Source organism: Flintibacter muris, assembly GCF_943192995.1.
In the GTDB taxonomy this organism is placed as follows: domain Bacteria; phylum Bacillota; class Clostridia; order Oscillospirales; family Oscillospiraceae; genus Lawsonibacter; species Lawsonibacter muris.
Genome location: NZ_CALPCP010000054.1, coordinates 1 through 17,895, shown reverse-complemented (window position 1 = coordinate 17,895; position 17,895 = coordinate 1). Strand labels below are relative to the sequence as shown.

The 17,895-nt window shown below is 53.0% G+C and carries 20 protein-coding genes and 4 pseudogenes; 15 read left to right on the top strand and 9 right to left on the bottom strand.

The window, feature by feature from the left end:
- The coding region (locus tag NFS22_RS21290; protein ID WP_251319693.1) for a transposase at positions 1–177 on the top strand (177 nt) is incomplete at its 5' end.
- A gap of 219 nt (positions 178–396) precedes the next feature.
- Positions 397–913: pseudogene (locus NFS22_RS21285) on the top strand (transposase); the annotation flags it as partial.
- Between the two features lie 53 nt (positions 914–966).
- Here the strand turns inward: NFS22_RS21285 and NFS22_RS21275 are convergent.
- The 7 genes from NFS22_RS21275 to NFS22_RS21245 all read right to left on the bottom strand — a co-directional run bounded on the left by NFS22_RS21275 (position 967) and on the right by NFS22_RS21245 (position 8,512).
- Positions 967–1,752, bottom strand: a complete 786-nt coding sequence (locus NFS22_RS21275; RefSeq protein WP_251319690.1) for a sulfite exporter TauE/SafE family protein — start codon at positions 1,750–1,752, stop codon at positions 967–969.
- A gap of 4 nt (positions 1,753–1,756) precedes the next feature.
- Positions 1,757–2,872 carry an anaerobic sulfatase maturase gene (locus tag NFS22_RS21270; protein WP_251319689.1) on the bottom strand — a complete coding sequence of 372 codons (1,116 nt, stop codon included), beginning with the start codon at positions 2,870–2,872 and terminating at the stop codon, positions 1,757–1,759.
- A gap of 51 nt (positions 2,873–2,923) precedes the next feature.
- Positions 2,924–4,033 carry a GntR family transcriptional regulator gene (locus NFS22_RS21265; RefSeq protein ID WP_251319688.1) on the bottom strand — a complete coding sequence of 370 codons (1,110 nt, stop codon included), beginning with the start codon at positions 4,031–4,033 and terminating at the stop codon, positions 2,924–2,926.
- A 30-nt stretch (positions 4,034–4,063) separates the two neighbouring features.
- Complete coding sequence (locus NFS22_RS21260; RefSeq protein WP_251319687.1) at positions 4,064–5,416, bottom strand: sulfatase family protein; 1,353 nt, start codon at positions 5,414–5,416, stop codon at positions 4,064–4,066.
- 3 nt (positions 5,417–5,419) lie between these two features.
- On the bottom strand, positions 5,420–6,922 hold the full coding sequence (locus NFS22_RS21255) for a tripartite tricarboxylate transporter permease (protein ID WP_251319686.1): 1,503 nt from the start codon (positions 6,920–6,922) through the stop codon (positions 5,420–5,422).
- A gap of 15 nt (positions 6,923–6,937) precedes the next feature.
- The gene (locus NFS22_RS21250; RefSeq protein ID WP_251319685.1) at positions 6,938–7,453 is read right to left on the bottom strand and encodes a tripartite tricarboxylate transporter TctB family protein; all 516 of its coding nucleotides are present in this window, start codon (positions 7,451–7,453) and stop codon (positions 6,938–6,940) included.
- A 93-nt stretch (positions 7,454–7,546) separates the two neighbouring features.
- On the bottom strand, positions 7,547–8,512 hold the full coding sequence (locus NFS22_RS21245) for a type 2 periplasmic-binding domain-containing protein (RefSeq protein ID WP_251319684.1): 966 nt from the start codon (positions 8,510–8,512) through the stop codon (positions 7,547–7,549).
- Between the two features lie 374 nt (positions 8,513–8,886).
- Here NFS22_RS21245 and NFS22_RS21240 point away from each other — a divergent pair.
- The 11 genes and pseudogenes from NFS22_RS21240 to NFS22_RS21190 all read left to right on the top strand — a co-directional run.
- Positions 8,887–9,810: pseudogene (locus NFS22_RS21240) on the top strand (IS256 family transposase); the annotation flags it as partial.
- Positions 9,811–9,971: 161 nt separating this feature from the next.
- Positions 9,972–10,241: pseudogene (locus NFS22_RS21235) on the top strand (VirD4-like conjugal transfer protein, CD1115 family); the annotation flags it as partial.
- 94 nt (positions 10,242–10,335) lie between these two features.
- Positions 10,336–10,482, top strand: a pseudogene (locus tag NFS22_RS21230) (Maff2 family mobile element protein); the annotation flags it as partial.
- Between the two features lie 183 nt (positions 10,483–10,665).
- Positions 10,666–10,878 (top strand): helix-turn-helix domain-containing protein, encoded by a 213-nt coding sequence (locus tag NFS22_RS21225; RefSeq protein ID WP_251319682.1) that lies wholly within the window; start codon positions 10,666–10,668, stop codon positions 10,876–10,878.
- An 18-nt stretch (positions 10,879–10,896) separates the two neighbouring features.
- Positions 10,897–11,253, top strand: coding sequence for a TnpV protein (locus tag NFS22_RS21220; protein WP_251319681.1), 357 nt, complete (start codon positions 10,897–10,899; stop codon positions 11,251–11,253).
- A 137-nt stretch (positions 11,254–11,390) separates the two neighbouring features.
- Positions 11,391–12,098, top strand: coding sequence for a lantibiotic protection ABC transporter ATP-binding protein (locus NFS22_RS21215; RefSeq protein WP_251319680.1), 708 nt, complete (start codon positions 11,391–11,393; stop codon positions 12,096–12,098).
- The gene (locus NFS22_RS21210; RefSeq protein ID WP_251319679.1) at positions 12,098–12,829 is read left to right on the top strand and encodes a lantibiotic immunity ABC transporter MutE/EpiE family permease subunit; all 732 of its coding nucleotides are present in this window, start codon (positions 12,098–12,100) and stop codon (positions 12,827–12,829) included. Before NFS22_RS21215 ends, NFS22_RS21210 begins: the two co-directional genes overlap by 1 nt.
- On the top strand, positions 12,822–13,574 hold the full coding sequence (locus NFS22_RS21205; protein ID WP_251319678.1) for a lantibiotic immunity ABC transporter MutG family permease subunit: 753 nt from the start codon (positions 12,822–12,824) through the stop codon (positions 13,572–13,574). The genes NFS22_RS21210 and NFS22_RS21205 overlap by 8 nt, the downstream gene beginning before the upstream one ends.
- A gap of 17 nt (positions 13,575–13,591) precedes the next feature.
- Positions 13,592–13,951: a YccF domain-containing protein gene (locus tag NFS22_RS21200; protein WP_251319677.1), complete on the top strand. Its 360-nt coding sequence runs from the start codon at positions 13,592–13,594 to the stop codon at positions 13,949–13,951.
- An 81-nt stretch (positions 13,952–14,032) separates the two neighbouring features.
- Positions 14,033–14,692 (top strand): response regulator transcription factor, encoded by a 660-nt coding sequence (locus NFS22_RS21195; protein ID WP_251319676.1) that lies wholly within the window; start codon positions 14,033–14,035, stop codon positions 14,690–14,692.
- Positions 14,683–16,038 carry a sensor histidine kinase gene (locus NFS22_RS21190; protein ID WP_251319675.1) on the top strand — a complete coding sequence of 452 codons (1,356 nt, stop codon included), beginning with the start codon at positions 14,683–14,685 and terminating at the stop codon, positions 16,036–16,038. Before NFS22_RS21195 ends, NFS22_RS21190 begins: the two co-directional genes overlap by 10 nt.
- Positions 16,039–16,115: 77 nt before the next feature.
- On the opposite strand, the gene NFS22_RS21185 is transcribed toward NFS22_RS21190, so the two are convergent.
- Positions 16,116–16,367 carry a hypothetical protein gene (locus tag NFS22_RS21185; RefSeq protein WP_251319674.1) on the bottom strand — a complete coding sequence of 84 codons (252 nt, stop codon included), beginning with the start codon at positions 16,365–16,367 and terminating at the stop codon, positions 16,116–16,118.
- A 134-nt stretch (positions 16,368–16,501) separates the two neighbouring features.
- Here NFS22_RS21185 and NFS22_RS21180 point away from each other — a divergent pair, with 134 nt between their 5' ends.
- The gene (locus NFS22_RS21180) at positions 16,502–16,900 is read left to right on the top strand and encodes an RNA polymerase sigma factor (RefSeq protein WP_251319673.1); all 399 of its coding nucleotides are present in this window, start codon (positions 16,502–16,504) and stop codon (positions 16,898–16,900) included.
- A gap of 111 nt (positions 16,901–17,011) precedes the next feature.
- Positions 17,012–17,464, top strand: a complete 453-nt coding sequence (locus tag NFS22_RS21175; protein WP_251319672.1) for an RNA polymerase subunit sigma-24 — start codon at positions 17,012–17,014, stop codon at positions 17,462–17,464.
- A 22-nt stretch (positions 17,465–17,486) separates the two neighbouring features.
- Here NFS22_RS21175 and NFS22_RS21170 read toward each other — a convergent pair.
- Positions 17,487–17,895: hypothetical protein (locus NFS22_RS21170; protein ID WP_338148051.1), on the bottom strand; the 409-nt coding region annotated here is incomplete at its 5' end.

Genomic DNA, 17,895 nt, shown 5'->3' with positions numbered 1-17,895 from the left:
AACCGGGAGATCCGCCGCCGCACCAGAGTAGTGGGCTGCTTCCCGGATGGCAATTCTGCTTTGATGCTGGTCTGTGCAAGGCTCCGACATGTAGCTGGCACCCAGTGGGACAACAAGAAGTACATGAATATGAGGCACTTAGAGCCTGCCATGGAGGATGCCTCTACTGCTGGCTGATTTTATTCGCCAGAGCCTGCAAACTATTTTGCGCATCATTCTTGACATTACCTTCTTGTTTATAGGAGGCAGTGAAGTGCTTTCGGGACAATTGGGATGTGAATGCCGCGGACTTTGCCGATATGCTCACGCGCTCCCTTGCCAAGACATATAATCTGCTGGCTTCCATAATGGGAAAAAGGAAGGAACGCAGCCCGGAAGAACAGGAGCGCCGGGCGCAGCATGGCGGACATCCAGGACCTGTTCAAAGAGACGATTGCCGAGTTCATGGCGGATGGTCTGGAAGCGGAACTAACCGAGGAACTTGGCTGCAGCAAGTACGGCTACAAGAACAAGGAAACAGAAAGCAGCCGGAATGGGTACAGTTCGAAGAAGCTGCGTACCAGTTATGGAGAGGCGGAAATCTCCGTTCCCCAGGACCGGAAGGGTAAGTTTGAACCGCGGTTGCTGAAGAAGAATCAGACCAGCGTCAGCCAGGACATTAAGGAAAAGATTCTGTCCATGCACATAAAAGGTATGAGTACCGGGGATATCGAGGCACATATACGGGACATTTATGGTTGGAAGTTTCAGACACAACGGTGAGAGCCGGATCACAGACAAGATTCTCCCCGTGGCGAAAGAATGGCAGCATCGGCTGCTGGAGAGCATGTATGCGGTGGCATTTCTGGATGCCATCCACTACACTACCATGTCCACAGCGACGGATACCAAACGCCGGCTGTCCCTGCCCCTTCGGCGCATATTTTCGGCGTGGTGTGTACGCTGATACAAACAATAGAACCTGTTTTAACAGGTCAAATACCGCCATGTGTTAAAAAGGCTGATGCAGATGATCACTGCCATCAGCAAAATAAACAGCCGTTCCACCGCCCTGCCGTCCATCCGCCGGTTCAGCTTTCTGCCTAAAATACCTCCTCCCAGCCCTCCCGCCGCCATCAGCGCCAGCACCGGCCAGCGGAACTCCGGGACAGAGGCGGTAATCAGGGTGGTCAGCAGGCTGCATAGCTGGCTGAAAAAGATGATGTAAAGGCTGTTGGCGGCGGCTGCTTTGGTGTCCATACTGAAAAAGAAATATAGCGCCACCAGATTGATGGGTCCCCCGCCGATCCCCAGGAAGCTGGACATACAGCCCAGCGCCAGACCGATGGCGGCACAGGCCACCTTGTTTTGGAGCCGGTGCGTAGGGATGCGCGCTTTATTCAGTGTGTACAGGAGCGTCCCCACTGTGACGGCGGCCAGACAGGCAGACTGAACCGCCCCAACCCGGTTGGGGGTATCCGACAGATCCCGCACAAGCGTAAAAAGCTGATTGCCCAGCAGGCCGCCCGCCGCCGCTCCCACAGCCAACGGCGTCCCCACATCCAGAGAGACGCTTTTCTCCCCTGCCAGAAGCGACTTGCCCACCGAGTAGCAGCTCATGGTCAGTACAGTGCAGCCGGACGAAAAGCTGATGGTGGACACCGTCGCCAGATGGAGCAGGTCCAGCACGGGCTTGATGATGACCCCGCCGCCAATGCCGCAGATGGCACCCACAGCGCTGGCCCCCAGGGCCACAAGGAAAAATATCAGCATAGGATCACCTCGATCTTAGCATACTTTGCGCCTGACGCAGGCGGGGGAGGGCATAGGCAAAGAATCCGGCATAGGCCCGGCAGTAGTAATTGCGTCCCGGCCTGTCCTCCTCCACCGTCCGGTCCCGGCGGCAGCCGTTGCGGCACAGGGGATACCACTGACAGTTTTTACATTCCTCCGGCACACGCAGAGACATCTCAACAAAGCCCAGCTCCTCCCGCCCCCGGTCCAGTTCAGCCCAGGAGTTTGAAAGAATATTCCCCAGCCGGTACTGGTCCAGACCATAGAAATCGCAGGGGTAGACGCTTCCATCCGCCTCCACCAAATACTGCAAACCGCAGTACCCCCGCATGGAGCACTGCTCCGGGGCGTGCCCGTCCAGCATCCACACCAGATTGTCAAAATACCGGATAGACCAATACCGGCCTTGCTGCAGCTCCCGATACCACAGGTCGAACAGGGTCTTCAAAAAGCTCTCATATTGCTCTGGAGACAGGGAATAACCCTGGCCTCCGCGCGTTTCCTCCAGGGGGTCCAGACAGGGGATGTACTGCTGAAAGCGGAAGCCCCCCTTGCACAGGGTGGAAAAGACGCTCTGGATATGCTTGGCCAGATGGCCCGTCACCACTGTGAGAACGTTGTACTCCACCCCGGTCTCCTCCAGCAGGCGGGCCGCCTTTATCACCCGGTCGTAGGTACCCTTTCCCGTCCCATCCCGGCGGAAGCGGTCGTGGCACACTCGGTTCCCGTCCAGGGACAGGCCCACCAGAAAGCGGTTTTCCTGAAAAAAGCGGCACCAGTCCCCGTCCAGCAGCGTCCCGTTTGTTTGAATGGCGTACTGAACCGCCAGACCGCCGGGGGCCGTCTCTTTCACATGGGAGACAAAATCCCGGTAGAAGTCCAGTCCCGCCAGAGTGGGCTCGCCGCCCTGGAACAGAAATGTAATGGAGCCCTCCGCCGCCCCCACCGCCTTCTCAATGAGGGCATGGCCCACCTCCCGGGGCATCAGGCCGTAATTGGGCACGGTGCGGATACTGGCCTCGTCGGCGTAAAAGCAGTAGGCGCAGCGCAGGTTGCAGCCGCTGGAAGCCGGCTTCAGCAAAATACTCAGGGGCGGCATGGAAGCTCCTCCTTTTGATGCGGGCCGCCCCATAAGGGCGGCCCGCACTGTCTATTTTACGGCGGGGCCGACAGACCGGCCCACATAAATCTCCGGGGGCAGGACACAGGTATAGCCCAAATCGTCGCAGTCCCGGTTCTGGATCATCCGCGTCAGCCGGGAGGCCACCTCCTGCCCGATTCGGTAGCCCTGGTGGACGGAGCAGGTGACTCCCTCCGCCTCCCAGTCCTCGCTGGAATAGTCGAAGCACACCAAAGAGCAGTTCTCAGGCACCCGCTTTCCTTGCTTCTCCAACACCTGCCGTACCAGCCGGTAGATCATGTAGTTGCAGCAGACCACGGCGGTACACTGGGGCAGGCGCTTGAGGAAGCGGTCGATGGAACGGGCAAAGCTGAGATCGTGGGCCTCGTCGGAGACGCACCATTTGGTATAGTCGTCCTGATACTCCACCCCGTTTTTCTGGAGGGTGGCCGCCATCCCCTGAAACTTCTCAATGCTCTGGTAGTTGTCCGAGACAAAGATCCCCGCGATATTCCGGTGCCCCTGTCTGATCAGCAGGCTAATCAGCTCCTCGGCGCACCGCAGGTCGTTGACTACCACCCGGGGACACTTCAGATTTTTGTAATAGTTGTTGTAAAAAATGACGGGAATCCGCTTCTGGTAGATTTTCTGGTAGCAATCCAGGTTGGGGTTAAGCAGACTGGCTTTTACTCCGTCCACGATAAAGCCCTGAAAACCCTGGTTGATGACGGTCTGGAGGCAGTGCCGCTCGTTGGCAAACTTGTTGTCCGTTAGAAAGGTGCGCAAATCCACCTGGTCGGGAGACAGCACACTGCGGATGCCCTCCATCAGGCTGGAGTTTGCGTTCCCGTCCTGTCCCTGGAGAATCAGCCCGATTTTCAGCTTTCCGCCGCTCCCGCCCAGTTCCCAGGACAGGGCCTCCTCCTTATTGATGTAGGTACCGCTGCCCTTGACCCGGAGGAGCAGCCCCTCCTCGGTCAGCCGCTCCAGAGCCCGGCGCACCGTCTCCCGGCTGACAGCCAGCTTCCGGCTCAGGGTGTTCTCCGAGGGGATTTTCGTGCTGCTGGAAAACTTATTCTCCTCAATATAGGCCCGTACCCAAAGATAGACCGTCTCTGACTTTCCGTCCAGCTCCTTCATGCCGCCCACCTCGCCAAACCGCGCAGCTCCTCAGTCTGTAATCTCGGGCCGTTTTCCCTCCGCCCGTTGGATCCAGTCCAGCAGCCGCTCCCGAAGCTCCTCCTTCACCTGGACATAGGCGGGGTCGGCCACCACGTTGTTCAGCTGGTAGGGGTCCTTCTCCATGTCGTAGAGGAAGTCGTCGGCATACCGGTCCGCCGCCGCCGCCGTCCCGCCGTCAACGCCGGGGGCGTAGACAGAGTAGGTATACCGGGCCGTGCGGATACACCGGCCCACCCGGCTCTCGGAAATCTGCGCGAAAATCTCGTTGGGTCTATTATCGTCCTTTTTCTCCACCACGTCAAGGAGGTTTTCCCCGATCATGGCGTCTCCCACATCCACCCCGGCCAGGGCCAGGATAGTCTTGGGCAGGCTGGCGGTGCTCACCAGCTCCTCCACGGCGATCCCCCCCTTGAAGGGCCCGCCGGCAATGACCAGGGGCACATGGAGGGCCGCGTCGTGACAGGAGCGCTTGTAGTCGTCGTAGCCGTTGAGGTGGGAATCCCGGTTGCGGGTGAGGAAGTGGGAGCCGTGGTCGGAGGCGAAGATGATGACCGTGCTCTCATACAGCCCCTTCTCCTTCAGCCTGGCTACCAGGCGGCCCAGGTTCTCGTCCAGACTGGCGCACTGGCCCAGGTAATCGGGGTACTCCTCCAACCCGTTGCCCCCCAGAGCCTTCAGGTCCTCGGGCAGGACAAAGTCCTTGAACCGCTCCTTGGAGCCCTCCGGCCCCTCGTAGTGCTTCCGGTCGTTCTGGTGGTGGGGCTCAATCTGGGAGATGGTCATAAAGAAAGGCTTTTTCCCGTCGTACTGGTCGAAGAACTCCAGGGCCAGGTCGTTAATGCGGTCGGCCCGGTAGCCCTTGAAGTCGATACGGCGGTCGTTTTCGTCAAAGACAAAGCCGTCGTAGCCGTGGGAGGTGAACTCCAGCACATCGGCGGCGCGCCAAAAGCCGGTGTAGCCCCCCCGCAGCTGGCGGGGAATGGCGGTGATGGTGTGGTCAATCCTGGGGGGCTTCTCCAGCTCCCCGTCGCTGGCCAGGTGCCACTTGCCGATGTAGGCGGTCTCATAGCCCGCCTCCTCAATGTAGTTGGCCAGGGTTTTTACCCCGGCGGGCAACATGATATTGTTGCGGAAGCAGCCCGTCTCGGTGGGCCACTTGCCCGTCTGGAACAGGGCCCGGCAGGGGCCGCACACCGGCTGGGGGGAGAAGGCATTGTCAAACTTGACTCCCTCCCGGGCCAGCTGGTCCAGATTGGGCGTGATGTCCAGGGGCTGGCCAAAGCAGCCGCAGGTGTCCCAGCGCTGCTGGTCGGTAAAGTAGAAAATAATGTTGTTGGGCATTTGTCAGTCCTCCTTCTGTGGGTTGGGTTTTCGCTCCTTCATCTTGCCACGGACAATGGTGCCCACCGCCGCCACGATGAGGACCAGGAAGATGATGCAGTAGACGCTGCTGAAAAAGATGCCAGGATTGCCGTTGGAGATGAGCAGGGCCCGGCGGAAGTTGGTCTCGGTCATGCTGCCCAGCACCAGGCCAAGCAGGATGGGCACCGGGGGCAGCTCCAGCTTGCGCAGAACCCAGGACAGGATGCCGAAAATCAGGGCCACGCCCACATCGAAGTAGTTCCCGTTCACCGAATAGGCCCCGGCGAAGCAGAAAATGACGATAATGGGGGTGAGGATTTCCTGGGGAATAGATACCACCTTGGCAAAGAGGGTGGTGAGGAACTTGCCCTGGAGGCACATAAAGATATTCACCAGAATCAGGCCCAGCATAATGGCGTACATAATGTCCCCCTGGGTGGTAAACAGGCTCAGGCCGGGGTTCAGGCCGTTGATCATCAGGGCGGAGAGCATAATGGCCACCGTGCCATCGCCGGGGATGCCCAGGGTGAGCAGGGGGATCAGGGTGGCGCCGGTGACGGCGTTGTTGGCCGACTCGGCGGCGGCGATGCCCTCCACGGAGCCATGGCCGAACTCCTCCGGGTGCTTAGACATATTCTTGGCGGTGTTGTAGCTGAACCAGGAGGCCTCGGACGCCCCAGTGCCCGGGATGATGCCCACCAGCACGCCGATGATGGAGGAGAGCAGCACAGGCCGGGCCATGCGCTTATACTCCGCCTTGGTGATGACTCCGTCGTCCTTGATCTGGGTGGCGTCCAGGTTGAGCCGGTCCAGCCGGCGCTCCGCCTTGGCCATAATCTCCACCAGGGCGAACAGGCCGATGAGGCAGATAGCCAGGTCCAGCCCCAGGTACAGCCGGGGAATGCCGAAGGTAAAGCGGTCATAGCTGGTCATGGGGTCGGAGCCCACGCAGGAGATGAGCAGGCCCAGGCAGGCGGAGATCAGGCCCTTAATCATGCTCTTGCCCGACACGCCGGCGATGATGGTCAGGCCGAAGACGCAGACCATAAAGTACTCCGCCGTGCCCAGCTGAGCGGCGATTTTCGCCACCTGGGGACCCAGGAACAGCAGCATCAGGGCGGAGAACACCCCGCCGAAGGTGGAGGCGTACAGGGCGATTTTCAGTGCCGCCTTGGTACGGCCCCGCTCTGAGAGGGGGTGTCCGTCCAGCATGGTGGCCGCGGCGTGGGGAGTGCCGGGGGTGTTGATAAGGATGGCGGACACGCTGCCGCCGTAACCGCCGGCGCAGTAGATGCCCAGCAGGAACATCATGCCGGGGATGGCGGACATGGAGTAGGTGACGGGCAGGAAGAGGATGACGCACAGGATGACGCTCAAACCGGGGATGGCCGCGAAGACCGAGCCTATGAACACGCCGATATTGATCCACAGGATGTTTTCCAGCGTAAACAGCAGGCCGGTGGCCGGAATGATATGCTGAAGCATAAGCCGTCCCCCTCCTTAAAAGTCCACGCCCAAGGCGAAGCGGAAAGCGGCCCAGATAGCCACCGCCAGCACCAGGGTAATGACGTAGTAGGACCTCTTCCGGCACCGGAAGTAGAGCAGAAAGCCCAGACAGCAGAAGACCGCGCCCACCACAAACAGGCCGGTGAGCTTGCTGAGCAGATAGGTAACCACCAGGATGCCCAGGATCACCAGAGCCTTGATCTCCACCTGAATATTGATCACCTTCCAGTTCAGGGGCTGCTTTGTGGCCAGCTTATACAGCTCCTTGCCGATGAGCATGGCACAGCACAGCAGCATTACCGCCGTCAGAAGCGTGGGGAAGGCCCGTCCGTTCACCACGTCCTTCTCGGAAATTGCCACCTGGTCCGGCATGACCAGCAAAACGCCGAGGCCCACAAGGAAAAACACAACGCCGGTCACCAGATCGACTGGGATACGAATCTCTTTCTCATGCAGCTTCCGGCCCCAGGAATCCATACGGCCGTTAAACTGCTCCACCCATTTGCTCATGGGGGACCTCCTTTCTGGACTTCAAAATAAATCAGGGGATGGGCGGGGGCTGATCCCGATCCCATCCCCTGCATGACATACGCAGCGTTCGGATTAGCCGGCAACGATATCCTTATACTCGTTGACGATATTCTTCACGTTTTCCACATGGGCCTCCACGTCCTCCACGGACATGGTGTCCACCTCCAGAAGCATGGTGTCGTGGAGCCAGTCGGCGACCTCCTGGTCGGCCAGAATCTTGCCGTAGAGCTCCTTCAGCTCCTTTACCTTCTCCTCATCGGTGCCGGCCCGGGCCATGACGAAGCAGCGGTTGCGGAAGTAGGGGTAGCCGTGCTGGCCCACGCCCTCAACGCCCTCGAAGGGGCCGTTGGCGATATCATTCTCGTCGAAGGCACACACCACAGTCACGCCCTTCTGCTGATAGGTCTCCAGAATCTGGGACTGGTGGGAGACGGCGAACTGGGTCTCGCCGCGGGCCACGGCCTGGGCGGCCTCGGCCGCGGACTGGTAGGGGGTGAGCTTCAGCTTGTCGCCGGCGCCCATGGAGCCGAACAGGGCGGCGGCCAGGAAGGCCTCGGAGCTGGTGGCGCCGTTGACGGCCACGCTGATCTCGTTGCCCGCTTCCACATAGGCCTTCAGGTCGGCGATGTTATTGATATTCAGCTTGGCGTCGGCGGACAGGACGAAGATGGAGGAGTACAGATTCTCTACAAAGACGAAGTCCTCATAGCCGAACTGCATCTTGTCCGGGTCCAGGATGGAGGTAATGGACAGAAGGCCCTCGCCCACAAACACCAGCTCGGTGTCGTTGGCCTTGGTATCGGCCACCCAGGTGTTCACGGTGGCGGCGTCGCCCTTGATGGCCTCGGCCACCAGGGTGATGGTGTCGGAATAACTGGTGGACTTGGTGGCGGCCTGCTGGCTCACCATAGCGGCCACGCCGGAGGGAGCCCAGGGGCAGGTAACCTTCCAGGTGGCGTTTTTCTTGCCGCCGCAGGAGGCGAGCAGCGTCACGCACATAGCGCCAACCAGGGCAAGGCTGAGGATTCTCTTTTTCATAATCATTCTCCTTTTCCATTTTTATGTCAGACACGGGCCGTGTCGCTTCATCCCGCACCTGTGGTATCCCCAATTTAGCATAACCACTATCTCGATTCAACATCTTTTCTTTAAATATGTATAAAGTTGTATGTTCTTTGTTTTGATTACAAAAACCTGTCTGGGAGCTCCGAGTTTTTCATATGTTTTGTACAAATGATTTTTTCGGAATCATCATATGGATACTCCGCCGCCATCCTTTTTGCCGGCTCCGCCTGCGGTATTCCGTGGTGCTGATTGATAAGGTACAATAAGTTGCGCAAAAAAAGACAAGGTTTGCAGCTCTCTGGTAGAATGAAGTAGTGACACACCATTCTGAGAGGAGACAGCAAACCATGTCAGAGAAGATTGTACAGCTAAATGAAGAAGTAATCAAGGGTCAACTTAAGGAGCTGGTACGCGGGAGCGTGGAAGAAACGCTGAATGCGCTGTTGGAGCAGGAAGCGGAGAAGCTGACTCAGGCAGCCCGGTATGAGCGAAATGAGGCTCGCCAGGGGTACCGTAGTGGTCACTACAGCCGAAACCTTACCACCACCTCCGGCGATGTTACGCTCCATGTGCCCCGCCTGAAGGGAGTCTCTTTTGAAACGGCCATTATAGAGCGGTATCGCCGGCGTGAAAGCAGTGTGGAGGAAGCTCTCATTTAAATGTACCTGGCTGGTGTCTCGGTGCGCAGAGTAGAGGACATCACGGAGGCGCTGTGGGGAAGCAAAGTGTCCCCAGCGACCATCAGCGAACTGAACAAAAAAGCGTATGTCCACATTGAGGATTGGCGCAACCGGCCTTTACAAGGCGGACGCTATCCGTATGTATATGTGGACGGGATCTATCTGCGGCGGAACTGGGGCGGAGAGTATGAGAATGTAGCCATTCTGGTGGCGATTGCGGTAAATGAGGACGGATACCGTGAGGTTTTAGGCGCCGCTGAGGGCATGAAAGAGGACAAGGCCAGTTGGGTCAGCTTCTTCCAGTGGCTGCGAGGCCGCGGCCTGGACGGAGTCAAGCTGGTGGTTGGGGACAAGTGTCTTGGTATGCTGGAGGCTGTGGGAGAAGTGTTCCCGGAGACCAAATACCAGCGGTGTACCGTCCATTTCTACCGCAATGTCTTTTCTGTGACACCGCGCTCTAAGGTGAAGTTGGTGGCCAAAATGCTCAAGGCGATCCACGCCCAGGAGAGCAAAAAAGCTGCTCGGGAGAAGGGCTACCCCGCACAAGGACAACAACAAAACTACCGTTCAGAGCGAGAACATCCCAAAGTTTGTGTAAACCTCCTGTGTGGTGTAGAATAGAAGCGCCACACAGGAGGAAATACATACGCTATGCCGCTATCAACGCATGGCGCGACAGGAACAGGCGGCGGCAAAAAGAAATATCCTTTGAATACCTCACAGAAGAAAAGTTCTACCCTCTAAGCGCATCAGACGAATGTATTTTACAGCTCCGGGGGCTGCGGCCCTTTTTCTCCCCCAAGTACGACTTGAAGCAGCACCCCAATTACCGCTATACGGCGGAGGCAGACAAGAAAAATGCCTTTGACCTGTCCCGCCTGATACAGCGCCGTATGGACAAGCTGGACCCCAGCGAACAATACACCGTGTACGAGGCGGACGTGCCGGACAAGGCGGACATAGGCGAGGACGAGGACATCTTCAACTATGACGACCTGGACGACCCGGACGCCTTTGTATAACCTCTGGACACCGTGTCCAGAGCGTTCCTGCCGCCTGACAAGGGCTGCTTTTTTCATGGCCGGGATGATATTCCCGGAGAATATGGAGGTTTATATGGAGTTCTTTTCTTCCGCTATCACCACCTTGCAGACCCTCGTTGTGGCCCTGGGCGCTGGCCTGGGCGTGTGGGGCGTCGTCAATCTCCTGGAAGGCTACGGGTCGGATAACCCTGGCTCCAAGTCCCAGGGCTGGCTCCAAGTCCCAGGGCATGAAGCACTTGACACCTAAATTGATGTAAAGACAAATGCGTTGTGTATGCCGCAGTTTTTGGAGGAGAATTGCAAGACAGCATTGTGTTTTCTCAACAAGGGCGGTATAATGGTAAAAAGGCCATAGGGCCGGGGCTGTTCCTGCTGGCCCCAGCCCGGAAAGGTGGAACAGGCTATGAAAATCAGCTACAAACCGCTTTGGAAAACACTGATCGACAAGAACATGAGCAAGAAAGATTTACGGCTCCAAGCGCATTTGACAACGAACCATATCGCCAACATGGGCGAGGGGGAGCATATCTCCATGCCAACCCTTATCAAGATTTGCGAAACGCTGAACTGCGATATTTCTGATGTGATTGCGCTGGTGCCAGACGATGACCCGTAAGGGAGAGAGGGCAGCACAATGAAAATCGAATTGGACTATGTGAAAGTGGGCGATTACTACCTCCCCGACCTGGCAGCGGAGCCGTACCCCAAGCGCGGCCTGGGCAAATATGGTCTGCTGCGTCTGCGGTATCTGAAAGAGCATCGTCCCATCGTTTGGGCCGAGTATGTGATGGAGGGCAAGCTGTATGCCCATCTGCTGGAAGTGGAGGATGCCGCCCATGACCTGCTGGACAGCATGATGCCGGGAATGGCAAAGGAGGCCGGGGCCACCGAGGACTTGAAAGCCCGTGACCCCATGCGCTGGGTGGGGTTGATGAATTGCTGTAAGGCCCAGGTGGAGGAGATTATTTTTGCGGAGTTAATATACATCTAAGGCAATTTTGAGAATTGCTCTGATAAAATGCAACTTCGGCACTTTTTAGGGTGCCGAAGTTTTTGTCAAATCTTCAAGAAATCTTCAAAATCATTTGGTATCGTTAGACCACAATCTCAAGAGAGGATGTATCTAATATGAGTTATATTTTGCAAACAACAAGCCTCTGCAAGAATTTCAAAGGACAAATGGCGGTAGACAATGTATCGTTGAATATTCAGCGCAACTCAATTTATGGGCTGCTTGGGCCGAATGGTGCGGGGAAATCTACTATCTTGAAAATGATTACAGGTATTCTCCGTCCCACCTCTGGCTCGATTGAATTTGACGGCCATCCGTGGAGCCGGGCAGATTTGGAAAACATTGGTGCTTTGATTGAGATGCCTCCGCTCTATGAAAATCTCTCGGCCTATGAAAACCTGAAAGCCCGAACACTGGCCCTGGGGCTTCCAGAAAGCCGCATCAAGCAGGTGCTTGGTATTGTGCAACTTGAGAATACTGGGAAAAAACGGGCAGGCCATTTTTCGCTGGGAATGAAACAGCGGCTTGGAATTGCCTTGGCTTTGTTGTCACAGCCAAAATTGCTTATCTTGGACGAACCGACAAATGGGTTAGACCCGATTGGTATTCAAGATTTGCGTGAGCTTATCAGAAGTTTTCCGCAAAAAGGGATCACCGTCATATTGTCCAGTCATATACTCTCCGAAGTTGAACAAATTGCTGACCATATTGGCATTATATCCGCCGGACATTTAGGCTATGAAAATGAAATCCATAAGAACCACGATCTGGAAAGTATTTTTATGGACGTTGTTGGCGCACATAGGGAAAGGAGTGAGAAGTAATGTTCGGGATTGTACGTTCGGAACTCCTTAAAATGCGGCACAGCTTCTCGATGAAATTGATTTTTGGTGCGCCATTGGCAACTGTACTTGTCGGCTTTTTATTGAGCAGTCATGCAGTACAATATTCGGCTTACAACTGGTGGTACACTATGCTTCTTCCTGTTGTAATCGCACTGTGGGCCGCAGGTACTGTTATCCGTGAGAAAAATACAGGGCTGCAAAACATTGTTTGTTTGCCGTTCCCTTCTGCGAAAATATGGATTGGCAAAGGGCTTGCCCTGACTGCTGTGCTTTTTATCAGCAATCTGCTCATGTGGTTATTTACTACGGTAATTGCCAGTTTTACGACTATGAACATTACACCGCTGGACAGCATAATCGGCTGTATGCTGCTGTTCCTTACTTGCTTGTGGCAACTTCCTTTTATTATGCTGATTGCAAGCAAAACAGGGTATCTTCCCTCTGTGTTAATAACTTTTGTGGCGAATATTGTTTCATCTACTATTGGCGCAGAAAAAGCATGGTTCTTTCTTAATCCATACGCTATTCCTGCCCGTGTAGTCTGCCCATTTTTCAAGATACATCCTAACGGACTTCCCATTGAGGACGGTTCTCCGTTATTGGTTGTTGAGCATATTTTTCCCGCTCTTGCTATTAGCTTGGCATTAGCTGCTGCCGCCTTTTGGATTTGCTCTAAATTGCTTGGAAGTGGGGGAAAGTCCAATGGCTAACTATATCTGCTATTTGAAAAGTGATTTATACAAATTGTGTCATTCCTGCTTTTTCCTTCTGCACGTTATTTTTGCCGTATGCGGGGCGGCTATGATGTTACTGTATGCAGGCGTTTCCCAAAGCGATGACATCAATAAACTGGCTGCTTATTTTCAGATCATGGCCGTTGCTTTTCCCTTTGCAATCGGGATTGTCTGCTATGTTGCAGCAGAACAGGAAGCAAAAGCAGGACATTTTCAAAATATATTGACACTTCCATACAGACAGAAAGCCGCTCTTTCCAAATTGACTATTTTGCTTGTGACTGGACTTTGGGCAACCGTATTGAGTAGTGTACTATTTGGCGCGCTATTTCCACTGGTTGGCGGCACAACAGAAATTCCTTCCAGATTTTATACAGTAATTCCACTTGTCCTTTGGGGCAGTAACATTTTGCTGTATGGTATTCATTTCGTATTGGCAATTCGATTTGGTAAAAATTTTGGAATAGGAATTGGAGTGTTCGGGAGCCTTTTGGTTGCGCTTCTCCAAACAGGATTAGGCACAGGCATCTGGTTTGTCATCCCTTATGGTTGGGGTATTCGTTTTTCTTCTTACGTTCTGGAAACTACCTTTGGCCTAATGCCGCCAGACAGGATTGGAATGGATTTTGGCATTATCTTTTGCATATTGTCAACTTGTGCTATAATGGGAATTGTAGTCCTTTGGTTTTCCAGATATAGCGGAAATCGGTCAGCCGATTGAGGGTGGAGGTAGAACTGATGAATTGGTTGGGCAATATTATTTGGTTCTTGTGCTGCGGACTGTGGCAAGGAATTTCTTGGCTGGTTGCCGGTGTTTTATGGAGCATTACTATTATCGGTATTCCGATTGGCCGCCAATGCTTTAAGTTTGCGTCACTTGCTTTCTTCCCTTTTGGAAAAGATGTGAATTATGGCGGCGGTGCTATGTCCACGATTGCCAATATCCTGTGGCTCCTTATCAGCGGTATCCCTTTGGCATTGGTGGCGCTGCTGAATGGGTTGCTTTTGTGTTGTACGATTATCGGCATTCCTTTCGGAATACAGTGCTTCAAAATGGCAAAGCTGGCACTGATGCCTTTTGGCGCAACAGTAATGTAGATGTCCTTGGAGCGTAAATAGGGCCATGAAAAAGAAGTCATCTCAAGCGGGACATATAAACCAGGACAGAGAGGTGAGATAATGGCGCATATATTGGTAGTGGATGATGATATGGCTATGCTCCAGCTTGTCAGGCGCGTTTTAGAAAAAGATCAGCATTTAGTTACACTACAATCAAACGCCAAGGCAGTTACAGAAATGGATTTTTCAAAGTTTGGCTTGATTTTGCTGGATGTTATGATGCCGGAAATTGATGGTTTTGAACTCTGCAATCAAATCCGCGACCGTGTAGATTGCCCAATTATTTTCCTTACTGCAAAAACGCAGGAAAGTGAAATTGTTCAGGGATTAGGACTTGGAGCAGATGACTATATTACTAAGCCGTTTGGGACAAACGAACTTAGAGCGCGGGTAAATGCTCACTTGCGGCGTGATGTAAGAGAAAAGAAAAACAGTTTTTCAATATCCGGCGTCATTTTCCGCCTCAATGCAAAAGAAGCTGAAATCAACTCAAAAAAGGTTCCGTTGACAAAAAGTGAGTACGAAATATGCGAATATCTGGCGCGGCATCATGGACAAACATTTACGCGGGAGCAAATCTATGAGGCGGTCTTTGGATTTGACGGAGAAAGTGATAGTTCTGTTATCTCTACTCACATCAAGAATATACGCGGGAAGTTAGCTGAATTTCACTTGTCAACGATTGAAACAATTTGGGGGGTTGGCTATAAATGGGTGTAAGAAAACTGCGTACTGTTTTTATGAAGTATGCGATATTTCTTGCGCTTGGTGTTTTTCTGGTTGCTTTTGTCAACATAGCCCTCTATCTATTTGAAGTTGAAATTGGATTTATATACCCTATAAATAGAATGAGCGCAGAAATAGAAAATGCGAGGGGAAGTTTACAATCCACAGATCGGATTACAGAAAATGAAATACCCCCCCTTTGTGAATATGCCCTTTTCACAAAAGACGGAAAGTATATTGGCGGTTCGCTCGATCAGGAAGAACCAGCTTCCGTTTGGAAAATGTGCATTGTGAACAATCAGACAAGCAGCAAGCCTTATCTGTATGCTGTGATAGACAGGACTGACGAAATACTGATTTTAAGGTATAGAATGACAGCCCAGTTCAGCAATCCACTGCTGCATAGAATATTTCCTTCGGCAGATTGGGTTTTGATTGCTGTCATTATATTGGAAATTCTGCTTCTCTTGATTGTTTTGTCATATTTATTCGGAAAATATCTTGGGAACAAAATGGATAAATTGCTGACTGCTGTAAAGAAAATTGAACAGCAGGATTTGAATTTTGAGGTTGAAAAAAGCCAGTTATATGAAATCGACTTAACTCTTGGTGCACTCGATCACATGAAACTGGCACTAAAAAAATCGCTTACAGAGCAGTGGCAGGCTGAAAAACTGCGGCAAGAACAGATTTCTGCATTAGCACATGATCTCAAAACACCGCTAACCATCATCCGTGGCAATACAGAATTGTTGTACGAAACTGACTTAACAACAGAGCAACAGGAATGTGCTGACTACATCACAGACAGCTATACACGGATGCAAGTTTATGTTAAAACCCTGATAGACCTGTCTACGGCTTCAACAGGGTATCAGCTTAATAAAGAAATTTTTAATCTTCCTGATTATCTAAAGCAAGTGAAGGTATCAATAGATGCTTTGTGCAGAACAAAAGAAATTCATCTGCGAATGAGTATGTCAGATATTCCAACGCAGCTAACCGCAGATAAGGTTTTGTTAGGACGTGCTATTCAAAATGTGGTAAATAATGCGTTGGACTATTCCCCGCAAGATGGAACACTTCATATAGATGTCTGTGGAAAAGACAATTTCGTTGAAATTTCAGTCACGGACGAGGGGGGCGGATTTTCTAACGAAGCGTTGCAGCACGCGCAAGAACAATTTTTTATGGACGATCAAAGCCGTAATTCAAAGCTACACTTTGGTATGGGCCTATATATTGCAAAATCCATTATGGAACAACATAGTGGTGAGCTTGTCTTAGAAAACTCCAAAAGTACAGGTGGTGCAAAAGTAATTTTGAAAATTCCATTTTGATAGGATGGGTGGCTTTTACGGCCACCCATTTTTTGCAAATCTTTATGAAATCTTCAAAAACTTCTCTTATTATATCTCTAAAGTAAATGATCTGCCCAGCGGCAGAAAAGAAAAAACCGCTGCTGGGCAGGCCGATTCCCCGTGTCCAAACGCTCTTTCCAGCGGCGGTTTTGATTATTCAAAGCCGCCATTTTTATATCCACCGGCGGCACATAGGAGGACGCCGCCATGCGACAAAAGGTAGATAGGTATTTATCAAAAAAAGTCTTACCCCCACAGCGGCGAACTCCACCCAGACTTGCGAAAACAGTCGTTCCCTGACGGCTCATAATGTTACACCCAGCACCCGAATGGCCTTGTGCCGTCCGGGTGCTTTTGTATTTCCAGGCCAGCGACACCGGCCCCGCTGCCGCTCCCCGCCCTCTCCGTTCAGACCCCAAAAATCTGAACGGAGGAAAGGACAATGGAAATTACCATCAAAATCAATGGGCGGTTTGTGTCTGTTGAGGTCAGCGCCGAAGTTGCTGACTATCTGGAACAGGTCAAACGGAACAATCGGAAACTCTACCGGGAGCGTCAGCGGTATTGGGACGGGCGCGAATATGACGAGTACATAATCGCCGCCGAGGGCCGCTTGCCCTACTGCGCCACCCCAGAGGAATTGGTCTGCCAGCGGGAAACGCTGGATGAAATTCTGGCGGTTTTGTCGCTCTGCACCGACACCCAGCGGGAGCGGTTCTTGATCTATGCGCTGTACGATTTCAGCTATGCGGAGATTGCCGAGATGTGCGGCTGTACCAAAAGCGCAGTTGGAAAGTCTATCAACGCTGTCAAAAATATTTTCTGGAAACTCTGGAAATAGGGTGTACGGCAGACCCCCTAAGTGGGCTATAAGGTGAGGGGCGTTAGCTCCATCACCGGGAGGGACAAGCAGTTTCGGCTGTTTGTCCCTCCTGTCATTTTGGAGGTCAAAATGAAAGTCATCAACCTACGGCTCCACTATCCCCACTGTCAGCAGGACAAACTGGTGGAGGTCAGCGAGGAAGTCTTTGACGTGCTGTGCCAGTCCGTCAGGGAAATGCGGAACTATGAGCGCCGCAAGCGGTATCACCGGGCCTACTACTCGCTGGACGCTTACGACTGGACGGAGAACTACGCCCTGGAACACAGTCCGTCCCCGGAGCAACTTGTCATGCTGGCTGAGGAACGGGCCGAGCGTGACCGGCTGGCCGCTGCCTTGCGGGAGGCCCTGGCCTACGCCACCCCCACTCAGGCCCGCCGCATCTGCGCCTACTACCTGGGTGGGCTGACCCAGCAGCAGATTGCAGACCGCGAGCGCGTCCACAACAGCAACGTGTGCCTGTCCATCCGCCGTGGCCTGTGCAATCTCCGCCGCTATTACGCCGACCATCCCCAGGGAAAGTGAGGGTGGAATGGCAATCATCAATTTACGAAAGCACTAGCATAGCAACGTACCCATCTACCAAATAGCTGTATTCATAGTTATATATTTGGCCATATAAAAAGAATTTGTTTGCCCTTATACTCTTACTGTGCCACAACATTTCGGTCTGATTGATTTCATCCAACCATCTGTAAAAGCTAGTTATCACCGTAATATAGGATTTAAGTGTTGAACTACTTATAGTAGATTGAACAGATAATATCTTTTCATCCTGTAGATGTCCAAAAACTAAGTGTTGTAAGAACTGTCGAACGTGATGGTTAGTAGCCGCCTCAAATGACGTACTATGATCATCAAGCCAATTCAAAAAAATAGCTAGTACTTCACCAAGATAGAAAATAGAAGTAGCGGAGAAGCGAGAAATGTGGTAAAATACTCTCGGGTGATGAGGA